Source organism: Aureispira sp. CCB-E (assembly GCF_031326345.1).
Taxonomy (GTDB): domain Bacteria; phylum Bacteroidota; class Bacteroidia; order Chitinophagales; family Saprospiraceae; genus Aureispira.
Window position 1 is genome coordinate 4,154,262 of the sequence record NZ_CP133671.1, and the last position, 12,170, is coordinate 4,166,431.

The 12,170-nt window shown below is 32.1% G+C and carries 9 protein-coding genes; 8 read left to right on the plus strand and 1 reads right to left on the minus strand.

Going from position 1 to position 12,170, the window contains the following annotated elements; all coding sequences use genetic code 11:
* Positions 1–62 precede the first annotated feature (62 nt).
* A complete protein-coding gene (locus tag QP953_RS16150) occupies positions 63–488 on the plus strand; it encodes a hypothetical protein (RefSeq protein WP_309551802.1) in 426 nt (141 codons plus the stop codon).
* A 67-nt stretch (positions 489–555) separates the two neighbouring features.
* Here the strand turns inward: QP953_RS16150 and QP953_RS16155 are convergent, their stop codons facing one another.
* A complete protein-coding gene (locus tag QP953_RS16155; protein ID WP_309551804.1) occupies positions 556–4,146 on the minus strand; it encodes a polysaccharide lyase family 8 super-sandwich domain-containing protein in 3,591 nt (1,196 codons plus the stop codon).
* Positions 4,147–5,076: 930 nt separating this feature from the next.
* On the opposite strand from QP953_RS16155, the gene QP953_RS16160 reads away from it, so the two are divergent.
* From QP953_RS16160 to QP953_RS16190, 7 genes are all read left to right on the plus strand, one after another.
* Positions 5,077–5,721, plus strand: coding sequence for a hypothetical protein (locus tag QP953_RS16160; RefSeq protein WP_197043777.1), 645 nt, complete (start codon positions 5,077–5,079; stop codon positions 5,719–5,721).
* A 130-nt stretch (positions 5,722–5,851) separates the two neighbouring features.
* The gene (locus QP953_RS16165) at positions 5,852–6,862 is read left to right on the plus strand and encodes a C45 family peptidase (protein ID WP_309551805.1); all 1,011 of its coding nucleotides are present in this window, start codon (positions 5,852–5,854) and stop codon (positions 6,860–6,862) included.
* A 552-nt stretch (positions 6,863–7,414) separates the two neighbouring features.
* Positions 7,415–8,074, plus strand: coding sequence for an XAC2610-related protein (locus QP953_RS16170; RefSeq protein ID WP_309551807.1), 660 nt, complete (start codon positions 7,415–7,417; stop codon positions 8,072–8,074).
* Positions 8,075–8,208: 134 nt separating this feature from the next.
* Complete coding sequence (locus tag QP953_RS16175) at positions 8,209–8,913, plus strand: hypothetical protein (protein WP_309551809.1); 705 nt, start codon at positions 8,209–8,211, stop codon at positions 8,911–8,913.
* Between the two features lie 575 nt (positions 8,914–9,488).
* Positions 9,489–10,385: a T9SS type A sorting domain-containing protein gene (locus QP953_RS16180; RefSeq protein ID WP_081909450.1), complete on the plus strand. Its 897-nt coding sequence runs from the start codon at positions 9,489–9,491 to the stop codon at positions 10,383–10,385.
* Between the two features lie 221 nt (positions 10,386–10,606).
* Positions 10,607–11,311, plus strand: coding sequence for a hypothetical protein (locus tag QP953_RS16185; protein ID WP_309551811.1), 705 nt, complete (start codon positions 10,607–10,609; stop codon positions 11,309–11,311).
* 89 nt (positions 11,312–11,400) lie between these two features.
* Positions 11,401–12,057 (plus strand): GldM family protein, encoded by a 657-nt coding sequence (locus tag QP953_RS16190; protein ID WP_309551813.1) that lies wholly within the window; start codon positions 11,401–11,403, stop codon positions 12,055–12,057.
* Positions 12,058–12,170: the final 113 nt, after the last annotated feature.

Below are 12,170 nucleotides of genomic sequence, written 5' to 3' on the forward strand. Positions count from 1 at the left end.
GCACCAAAACCTGTTTCTATAAAATACTATTGCTAAACCTTATCAATGATTAAAATAAACACATGGAATTAAAATTTAAAGATAAAACAGTAAAAATAACCTGTCTATATCAGTGGCCAACTTATCAAGATCTTATCGTAGGAATTCCGTATGAAAAAATAAACCAAGAGATTTTAGCAAAAATTCATAAAAAAGCTATACCGTTCACCCACGTCGAAAACTATTATTTAGTTACTCCAAAACAGATTCCCATTAACATCGGAAGAAAGTATCCATTTGGTAAGCCTATGCGGTTACCTGGAACTGTGTGCGTGATGGGGTTAAAATACCATGGAACATCCAATTCAGAGGTTGGTGGTACTTCTTCATTGACTCTAATTTGTTTTCAAAACTCATTTGGTCCTCCATTTGAGCATGAAATTTTAAATGAAATTAAAAATATAGAATGGTTCTCTTATGCGAAAGACAATAGTTGGGAGGAGTATTAGATGAATAACAGAGGCACTAAATACCGTGCCTCTGCCTAGGAAATAAGAATTCTACAAATAGTAATAATTAGATTTTCTCTAACTTGAATGTTTTTAAATAGCCATTTTCGTCCAACAATCGTAGCCAATAAACTCCTGCGGGAAGTGTTGATAACTCAATTTTAGCTTTTGTTATTCCAGTCTGGAGTTTCTTTTCCCAAAGCATCTTTCCTACAGCATCATATAATTGCAAGAGAGCCTGTTGGTTCAATTTTTCAAAAACAATTACAGAATTCCCCGTAGTTGGGTTAGGCAACACCTCCACATTCCCCCACACATCATCAAATTCTATTGCCCGAATATCTGAATATTCAAAAGCGCCGTTCTTATCAATCATTTTTAAGCGATAATAATTAACACCAGCTGTTGGGTTTTCGTGCACATATAAATATTGGTTATTTGTAGAAAATAGTTGATTGTTTTCCGTAGTCACCGTTCCTATTTTTGAAAAGCTTAATGCTTTCTCATTGCTCCATTCTACCTCAAAATGGCTTCTATCCCAATTAGCATTTGTTTCCCATGTTATTTCTGAGGTCATCTCTTTTTCTCCTTTTTGAACATTGAACAACAATAGTTCTAAAGGTAAAACGGCAACATTCATCTTCGGTACAGTTAAGGTAATTGGAGCACCAGCATAAACAAGTTCTTGATATCCATAAATCAATTCATCGCCAGTATTGGGCAGATTGATCACAATCCTACTTCCTCCATTCGCTAATGCTGTAACAATAGCCACTTCTCCTGCAATGGTATCAAATCCATGAATCTCCGTATGATAGGTACCTGGCATTAGATTTAGCGAAACTTCTAGTTCTATTGAAGAATTATTAATATCATGCATAGGATCACTTACTGTCAATTGAATGTCATTTACCCCCTCTTTTTCGAGAATTAATGCCGCTTTATTGGCACGAATCCAAGTACTCTGCGTATTGTCTAAAAATGCAGTATCGGCTGCGTAGAAGGCTACCTCTGCCACCTTATTGGCATGATTGTATACAGCATGGCATCTCCCCTCTTTTATTTCAATATAATTGTCTGCCAAATATTGATTCATAATGAATGGCATGCTATCTTTTACAACATCTCCCACTAATACATAATGGTAGCCATTGAGCGTTGTCTGATTAGGTGTCGTTCCGTGCCCTATGGCTATAATAAAATTATCACTAGTCCCACCTAGTGTTGGATTAATATGCGTCCCCGTTTTTATCAATAAATCTTGATTCGTTTTCGGAAAGATTAGGTATCCCTTATTATCATGGTGCAACCAAGTCGGTCCCGTCATAGTTAACGTCAGATTATGACTAGCAGTATGTGGCAAACTAACTTCTGGAGCACTATTAACAGAGTAATAAATGGTTGTATCCTGCTTAGACTGGTCTACACAAGTAACTATTTCTAAACCTTGTCCAGCACTCTTTCTCAATATATTTGAACCTATTGCTGTTCCCCAACCATTCACCATATGATAGGACTTATTAGCCTTGGCTATAGCGTAAGAAGGAACATTTCCACTAGTAATGTTAAAGCCAAGATCTGACATTCCAGGAGCTGGATCATACAAGTGTGCGGCCATTGCTTGTTCCCCGTCTGCAACAACGCCAGAATGAGCACTAAGCCCTGGTCCTGCCAATGAAGCACGTCCAGTCGGCATAGCATCCGTTCGCCACTCCTCTGTAACCCCTGGTAAGATGTGCCAATCGTATTCATCTAACACTGCTTTAGTGTATTCTGCCCCATCTACTCTTAGCTGAAAAACACCACTACCAGCATGCCAAGAACGTCTTATAGATCCAAAATCTTCTGCACCTGCAGATCGAGTTGATTTTTGGCGAACAGAGAAAAAGAAGTTTTTCATATTATTTTCTCTCCTGTGCACTAAATAATGAGCATTCCAAAAAGCTACAGAACTGTTTTGCTGTTGTGAGTTGTTATTTAAGGCATTTTTTAAAGCAACTAAAACGGCTTCATTTTGAATCACTGTTGAAGGCAGTTTATTAGCAATTAATTTGTTGGATTGAGCAACTATTTTTCCAATTGTAAACCCTCTCATATCAGAACTAAAGCTCCTACCTGCTACAACATAATCCAACTGTTGCTTGTAAATTATATGCGGATAAGTGTACTTAATAAGATCCGTAAAAAACTGATAGGTTGAATTTCCAAAGGGATAAGGAGTTTCTTTAAAATATTCAATTGCATAATTGGTTAGGGAAGCCCATTCGAATCCATATGCAAATAAAGCTACATCAGAAGCCCCATAAGCACTATGATGGGTAATTGTCCCATCAGGATGAAATCCTGATTGTGCATATTGGTAAGTTTTGCAGTAAATTTTAGTACACCAGTGTCTCAGATCCAAAATAATGCCTCTTGGACTCCATCCTTTGGACAAAGTTAAGCCTGCAAAAGGAGTTCCATTATTCCAATCATCATACCAATAAGGAACATACGTCATAGGACGATTGTAATCTGCCCAAATAACTCCCATCGCCATTAAAGAACGCATTCGGTGGTGAATATTGGCATCAGCCCAAGCCCCTTCATTCCGACTCGTATCAGCAATATCACGCCATCGGCTATTATTAATCATCGCACGACGAGTAGGCACCAAAGAAAGATAATGTTGATAGAATCGGTAAATGGACTCTTGCAAAGCAATAGCATCAGGATTATTATTATGAATATCAGCAATTACATGATCCATCACTTGTACTAAAGGAGCTCCTAAGGCATCAACCAATACCCATTGATGCGTTGTTGTACCTACACTCAATCTCCCGTGACTAAACCTCAAGCCATGATAACCATCTCCAATTGCACTCCCTATAGGATTGCTAATATCATCTCCAAATATCGGCAAATAGTTCATATAATAACGAGCTGCCTTATAAATCGCTTGCCGAAGACTTGCTGATTGATAATGAGTTGAGTTTTGATTGGCATAGGCATAGCCCATCGCTCCGATATGCTTTGCCATATCCTTCAGTTTGTTATCCAAACCTGAGGTATTTTCAGGGAGCGCACTATACAAATTATTAACGGAAGTAATCATCCCATTGTTTAAGTTAACCTCTGTAATTAAGGATTGTATGGCAACATCGCTCAACGTAAACCGCCCATAAAGTCGGCTATTACTAATTGTTTCTGCTTTGTAATACTCAAATAGTTTTTCCCACGTTGTTGTATCTACAATATGCACTGTAATTTGTTGAGAAGCTAAAACTTGTTGGTTGTTTTTTAAGGAAATAGTTAGGTTATAACTTGTTGGTAAAGTCGGAGTTGTCTGACCGTTTTTTATAGAAAGCTCCCCTATCAATAAGCCTTGCATTTTTCCAACAGTATCCCATTTGTTAGTTAAATCAAAAAGCCCTGAAGGGTCGGTGGTCAGCTCAAAATTATATCCAACAGGAACAGGTGTCACCAATACGTCTTTGTTTCTCTTTAAATGTATTTTACCTGTTACAACACTACCTGCAGGAGAGCTAGTTTTAATATCAAAATAATCTGCAAAAATCACTTCTTGACTGTATCCAGAACAAGCCAATAGTACAAAAAATAGAATCCCTATATTTCTTTTTGACCAAAGAAAAAGTATACACGATTTTAGTTTCATAGTATGTGTTTTTGTGTGTTAATGAATTAGTTATAAATAAATTATTATAGTTCATCTTATTAGGAGTCAAAAAAACATCCCTACAACATTCACAAAACGCCTAGTCATACCCTGCTTTTGCACAAAAGAAACAAGCTGGATAAAACAATCTATTTTTAATCACTCCATTCAGGAAGATTTATGTCATTTTTTATCATTGAAACTAAATACTTATGCTTTTCACAACTCAATAATTAAAACCGTTTTATTTTATGAGTTCCTCTAACTTTGAAACAACCGCTTCTCAAAGTGTACAAATAAATAAAACTATTGCTCATTTCTACTAATTTATATTTAGTACGAAATAAGCACTTTTAATTTTCACTAAGTCTACATTATATACCTTACTATAGAACACAAAACAATGGAAAAAGAAGCTCTTTTGTTGCTTCTCGTGTTAAAGCATTTGCCAATAACATGGAGTTAAATCATCGAGGGGGAAATTTTAATTGCTTTGTTTTGCCGTTCTTTTGATTGATTATTGGCAAGATTTTGATGTGTTTAACAAAAAACAAGTTTTTTGTTTTTATCAATATACTCAAAGCTACAATTTTTTTCTGTAAATCATAGATTTAAGGCGACAAAAAACAATGATTATCATAACTCTTTCGCAAAGAGAATAATGATTGCTGATCAAGGTGCAGATCAATAATCTCGTCTGAAATTTAATATAAAAGATACTACACAAAATCGTACAAAAGTAAGCTATCAAACTTGCTTTCAAGCATTTTATAGTGTATTTTTAGAATTCTCTTTTACTAAAAATAGAGGGCTATTTATTTGTTTTTAGGGCTTTACGAAAGAGGAGCTTTTTTTATTCTAATTATTGAAAATTGCATCTGCAAAAATTAAATCTATTTTCCTTGTATATACTTAATTTAAGTGATAAGTTTGATAGCACAATTGAGCAAAATCAATGAATTTTTTAAAGTCAAAAAACACGTTATGGAATTTTTCGCTAAAATAAAATGGACTGTAAGTATTCTTTTGGTCTTCTTCATTGTACTCATTACGAACTTGATCGATCGAAACAACTTTAATCGATTAAGTTACTCCGTCACTACTATATACGAAGATAGACTTGTTGCAAGTGATTTGCTCTTTGAGATGTCAAAAATTATTCAAGAAAAAGAAATTGCAGTTATAACCTTAGACACCATTTTTTTTACAAAACAAAATGATAAATACAGTCAGGAGTTAAACCAACTAATAGGGAAATATGCTCTTACTAAATTAACCCAAAAAGAGAAGTTTATTTTCCAACTACTACAAGAAGAAATTACAGTTCTCAATCAAAAAGAGAAGTCCTTTGATAATGTAGCAAACAATGAGCTTTTTAAAAGTATCCAAAAAATTGATCAACATTTATATGACTTGTCAAAAATTCAATTGCAGGAAGGAAGACGGCAAGTTTTTATTAGCGAAAAAGCCAAAGGTATCATTAATCTTTTTACTCAAAGTGAAATTATTTTCTTAGTTATCATGGCTGTACTAATTCAGGTTATTATTTTATACAAACCTAAAGAAGGAGAATAAAAACTTTCTATTCTTAGGTAGTTCCTTGATTACTTCGTGAGTGCTTTGCTTCTAGTTAGCTGCGCTGCTACTGTGTAATTTCGACAAACTATTAATTCTTAACAAGAATACTTTAAATCAACAAAACAAGATGTATCATCCGAGATTATATGGAGAGTTTTACGATATGGGGTTCAAATATGGTCAGCTATTATACCAAAAGGCAAACTTCACCATTCCAACCATTAGCAAAAAAAAAATGGATTTTGGGCTTGAATCTTATAAAGAGCTAAAAATATTCTTTCCTGAAGTTATCGAAGAAATTAAAGGTTTTGCAAAAGGAATTCATGACAAACCTGAAAATCTAGGTGCTTTTTTATTAAGCCTTGGCGTTTTCAATCCAACGGGTCAATGTAGTGTTTTTGCTTTCAAAAACAAAACTTCTACAATAATTGGACGAAACTATGATATGCTCTTTGATTTTAAAAAATTTACAGAAAGTAGCCTAATTGCACCCAAAAACAAATACGCATACATAAGTCAATCAGACGTTTTTATTGGTCGTTCGGATGGGATTAATGAAAAAGGATTATCTATTGCAATGTCATTCGTTAACGGAACTGAAATTCAAACAGGAATAAGTTTTCATTTTATAATACGAAAAATCTTAGAAGATTGTCAAAACACTAAACAGGCTGTAGAATTAATTCAAAAAGTCAAAGTTTCGACCGCTAATAATTTTTTGATTGCTGATAAAAATGGAAATCTTGCAGTAGTAGAATCGGCACCACAAAAAAGTATTGTAAGACTCCCACAAAAAAAAGAACCATTCATATACATAACCAATGAATTTAAATCAAAGGAAATGCAAGCATATGATCGTGGTGGCGTTGAGTGGAGCAAAAGTGAAGAAAGATATAATGGTCTAGGAAACAACTTAAAACCTATTAAGCAGATAGATTTAGAAAAAGCTAAAGAGATTCTTTCAGACAAGTGTGTTTGCTTAAATTTAAGAAAAGAAAAATTTGGCACAATTTGGTCAGTCGTAGCAAATTTAAACGAGTTGAGTATTGAACGAGCTGAAACAAAACCAAAAGCAACAAATTACAAAGTAGAAACAAGGCTTGATTGGTGGCTAAAAAAAAGAGCCAATAGTAGTTAGAACATCGTCTAGTAGAACATAATATTGCTCTTCCTCTTGATTTCATTAATCACTGTATAAAAGAAAAGTTTCCTACAAGATTCAACTATAAAGAAGAAAACATTATAAAAAATTTTCATATTGACACTGAATGGTAGGAAAATGAAAGCGAAAAACTCCGAAATTTTATTTGTAAAAATATTAAAGACAGTCTTAAAATTAAATTTGAGCTATCTTTTAATAAAGAAATACCTCCCTCTAAAAAGATAAAATTATTAAAAATGATTGGTCTTTTTGATGGCGTAAAAATTAGCGCCTTGAAAGAAAAAATTGACCAATATAACAACTTTACTTTCCAATTACTCATCGAAGGCTTTAGAGAGGAAGGATAAGTTACAACAAGCACCTCTTTAATCATCTATAAAACCATAAATAACATATAAGAATAACAGAAACAAACATTGACAATGCAATTATATTAAGCTTTAGGACTAAAAAGGCTAGTCAGAATATTACCTATACATATCGCATTTATGTTATAAATTAAATAATCAAATTTACAAAGCTTACTTGATGAATAAATTAAGAATACTAAATGGGATTCTTTTATCTCTTATCTTTCTAAATTGTAACAATCAAAAAAAAACACCTGATGAAAAAGAGTGCAAAATCATCTATAACACTATTGGAAACGGGAAAAGTTTGAATTCAAATTTAAATGGCAGAAAAATCGAAAACCTTAGCTATATTCAACTTAAAAAAAACGCAAAATATATTGCAGATAGCCTAAAAAAAATCCAACAACTAGCAATTTATGCAGATACTCTTATTGATATAAATGGGGATAAATTTAAAGACCTTATTTTAGAATCATATGCAGAATCAGGATTTGGAATTAAATATTTACATACAATCTTTCTTTTTGACCCGCTATCTGATTGTTATGCAAAAGTTATTGATCAAACTCCAAATTTTGGATTCAACCCTAAATCAAAAACATTTACCACTACATATTTTGGGGAAGAGATAATTCAAGGCGAAAAATATAGATGGCAGGGGACAAAATTCTCTCTTATCGAAACAGCAACACATCACTTTTCATTAGATAAAAAAAACGCTATTGAATGGTGTTATATAAAAAAGTATAGTGAGAATAAGTCGATAAAGAAGGAAGCTTGCCCAGATTGTTTCCCAAAAGAATATCTAAATTATATTAATTTAAAAAAACAATAAAACTGTAGCCAATATCACCTTTATATAATGACTCTGTGCAGTTATAAGTTGAACCACAATAATATATTCTTAGAACTACTGCGACTGTAATTTTGATAGGTCTAATTTTTAGCTACCAAAAATAGAATTCTATAATGAAAAGCTTAATCCTAAGTTTAATAATAATTGTTTCATTCTCTAAAAATGGAGAGTCACAACCATTTCCATACATTGATATTCACAAAAATTCTAAAAACTTAAATGATTGTATTCATCTAAATCTTAGAAAAAAAGTTAGAAGTGGAAATCATCTTCCCTTTACCTTAAAAGAATTACTGGCACTAACAACAACCAAACAAACATTAATTGATAGCTTGGCAAAAAGGCTGGGTTACGAACTTGATAGTACATCAGTCGAAACTTCTGTTTGGGATTCCTTAAGGAGTTTTTTTGTAGTTTGCCATTATAAATTCCAAGGAAGTTCATTTCATGCTTTCCAAACGAGAAAACTTTGTTCTCAATATAATAAAGAGCATAACAATTGTGAGGAAACCTTCAACTTAATTACTTCTATGCCACTCTCGCTATACTCTAAGAATTTAAAGGAATACTTGCTCTATAAATCTGAGTTATTAAAGAGTTCTCTTAATTTCAAATTAAAACTCTGCCAAGTTATTCATGGAGGTAAAAATCGAATCTGGTATGTCAAAGAAGTATTCGAAAACTCAGACTATTTTATTACTTTTAAAATCTACTGTAAAAAAGTCAAAGAAAAAGAGGACGGTTTCCACCTCAAGAGATACTTTGGGTTCGAAATGCATTTTTATTATACAGAAAGTTATATCAATAGAACTATTTAATACGATCAATCCTTCCCAAAAACATGGAGCTAGTCCTGTAAACTATATAGAACGAATCGCCATCAAATACAGATTCCCAAAGTATCTAATAATTTCCATTTTTATTATTGCCTGTATATTTCATTTTCATTGTGTTCTTATAAAAGAAAAGTTATCCGTAGCTCCTCTATAGAAAAAACTTTCAAACTGATTACCTTCGCTACTACTTCGTGATTTGGTTCTTTTATCAAGCCTTTAATACATTATGCCAAGCTCTCGCAGCTCACTAGCACTAAAAATAAGGCTATTTTTAAATCCCTAAACTGATTATTTGGCTTTTGAGATAAAAGCATTGAGGAGCTTAATTATGGTAATTACAAAATAGCTGAACCGCTAATTTTCGGGCAATTTCTGTTCCGCTAAAAACTGAGTGTATGTGCCTATTTTAAAGGGCTTACGAAGAAGGCATTTTTTAAATTATGACTGTTAGAGTGGAATCTTCATTAAAAATAGTGTATATTTAACTAATACTAATACTAATACTAATATTTAACACCACTTCATGTGTGTAAATACTTTACAAAAAACTCCAATTAATGAAAAAGTGTAATTATTGCTTCCCAAAGTCTATTCTATTGTTTTCTTTGCTTCTATTCTCGTATTCTATTTTTGCCCAGTCATACGAAAAAACTTTAATCCCTCAAAAAAAATGGACTGTTAGACATACAACCCATCACGGTGGACTGTCGAGTTTTTGGGATGAGTTCCAAGTTTTAAACTGTGATACCGTTATTAACTCCAAACATTATTATCATCTTTATAACGCTAATAACATCTCAAGTGGTCTATATGGTTATCTGCGAGAAGACACTATAAATAAAAAAATATATTTCATGGCTCCTAGTAGCACAACGGAAACACTTTTTATTGACTACTCTTTAAACGTTGGAGATAGTATCTATTATACTGGTTTTGATACTCCTGCCTACACCAAAGTAGTACATATTGACACCATGTTTATTGCTCAAAAGAACAGACGAGTACTACATTTTGAAGGATATGGTTCGGGCAATCATTATTTAAAGTTCGTAGAAGGAGTTGGAGATTATTATAGAGGTTTAAATATGAATTCTAGCTCTTCTGTTGTCGCTGGATATAAATACGTTAGCCAAGTTAATTCAAATACAAATATTACTTGCGATAGTATTCAATCATTAACTAATGTTACCAATATAGAACCAATTTCATCAACAAGCGAAATAAAAATTAAACATTATCCTATTCCTGTTACTCAAAACTTGACAATAGAAGTAGAAAATCCTAAAAAATCCCTTTATCAAATAGAGGTATACAATCTTATTGGGGAATTACTATTGGAAAAGAAAATTTCGCCTAACGACACGTTAAATCTTGAAACACTAGATGCAGGTCTTTATATTTTAGTTCTTGAAAATTCCCAAACATTCAAAATAGTAAAGCAACATCAGAAATAGAAAAGTGAGAGTGGAGATTGTCAAAAAAATGGACTCCAAGTTCTTTGACAATCTCCATAGCTTGCAAAGAATTGAGATAAAAAATTATCCCTTCCGCACCAAAAAAGTAATAATTTAAAGAGCTAATAAAGTAAAAAAGAAAATAAATTAAGTTTATTAAAACATACCATTATCCAGCATAAATGTGAACATTACTTCATTAAAGAAAAATACCTCATTCTGTGAAAATATTGATTCCTCTACTATCAATCTTTGTTATATTTTCATCTTGCTCTCTAAAAAAATGGGTTTTTCTTAATGAAAAGAAATTTTGTGTTCAAGAATGTACAAATTTCTATGATGAAATACCAGTAAACGAAACTGCTTATTTTGACGAAGATAAATTAGACTATTGTTCTCCTTTTATTTTTAAGGCAGATTCTATTATATATCAAAAAGATACAGTTTTTAATTTTATCAGAAATATCCAATTGCAAAAGCTATTAATCAAAACTAAATTTAAATTTCATGAGTTTGTTGGGTTTGCAGGATCCTATGCTGGAGTTAGTAAGAATAAAATTTCTTTTCCTATATACATCTCAAATAAAATAGACTCTACTATCCATAAAAAACTCAGAACTTGGATAATAACAGAACAAAAAGCCCCTTTCATAGAAGTGATATCTAAAGGAAGTAACAGGTTCTTTAAAATTTATGAAAAAGATTGGGATATCTATATTTTAAAAAATTATGCTCTTTTTATCAATTCTAAAAATCTACCATATAGAGAAAATGGAGCTATTGGCTGTGGCATTACTGGAGGAAGAATGTCTTTCTATCTAGAAGGACTAACCATTTTTGAACCTCTTTCTAAATTATATTTAAAAGCAAGTCAGTTTCAAAATGCAGTTTTAAATAAGGAAGATGTTTTAAAACTCTATAAATAAAAACGCAATGATCCGTAGAATTATAATAAATAGTTTATTCTCTAGAATTAGTTCTAAAAACACAAAAAATTAAACTAAGAAAAACCTTCATGAAAATAATTATTTCAATCCTAGCATTTATATGCTTTCTAAATACTGTTCAGTCTCAAAATTTGGTTCAAATTCAAAAAGCTCACGATTGGTTATTTGTAAACTTCAATAATCGTCTCTACCTGCACTCTAAAAAAATTCCTATCAATAAGATAAAATTAAACGCTTATGGTTGTGAAATAAAAAATCTAAAGCCCGATGGTTCATTTATCCTCTGCCCCAAAAGAAAAGGAAAAATTGCTCTGGAAGTTTACCAAAAAGAAAATAATGACTTTAGATTAATTCAGGAAAACTTCTTCACAGTAAAAGACCTTCCTCAACCTATTGCTCACTTAGGAAGCTTAGGAAAATTGAATGAAAAACACGAAATGAAATCAGGGCAATTTAAAGCTTCAAAAAAAATTATCGTTGAACTTATAAATTACGATTTCGATATACAGTTTACTATAGAAAGTTATACCATTGCTATCATCCGAAAAAACAAACTTGTCTACTTTAAAGATTGTGAAGGGGCAGCACTAAACATGGAAGAAATTTCAAAACACATAAAAGTGAGTGAAAGAATCTTAATCACAAATATTAAATTTAAATCTCAATACCACCAATACAAATTAGCAACTCCATTAGATATACAAATAAAAAATAACTGCAACTAATACGGCTATATATAATTATCCCATGTTTAGGGCTAAAGCTAAAAGTTCAAGGCTTTTGTGAGACTACCGCAAAATCGTAGATTTTGCTTTACGATTAGCTATATTTCTGAGCG

Coding starts and splice junctions, on each gene's coding strand:
- QP953_RS16150 (WP_309551802.1), top strand. CDS start 63: ATGGAATTAAAATTTAAAGATAAAACAGTAAAAATAACCTGTCTATAT.
- QP953_RS16165 (WP_309551805.1), top strand. CDS start 5,852: ATGTATCATCCGAGATTATATGGAGAGTTTTACGATATGGGGTTCAAA.
- QP953_RS16190 (WP_309551813.1), top strand. CDS start 11,401: ATGAAAATAATTATTTCAATCCTAGCATTTATATGCTTTCTAAATACT.
- QP953_RS16175 (WP_309551809.1), top strand. CDS start 8,209: ATGAAAAGCTTAATCCTAAGTTTAATAATAATTGTTTCATTCTCTAAA.
- QP953_RS16155 (WP_309551804.1), bottom strand. CDS start 4,146: ATGAAACTAAAATCGTGTATACTTTTTCTTTGGTCAAAAAGAAATATA.
- QP953_RS16170 (WP_309551807.1), top strand. CDS start 7,415: ATGAATAAATTAAGAATACTAAATGGGATTCTTTTATCTCTTATCTTT.
- QP953_RS16180 (WP_081909450.1), top strand. CDS start 9,489: ATGAAAAAGTGTAATTATTGCTTCCCAAAGTCTATTCTATTGTTTTCT.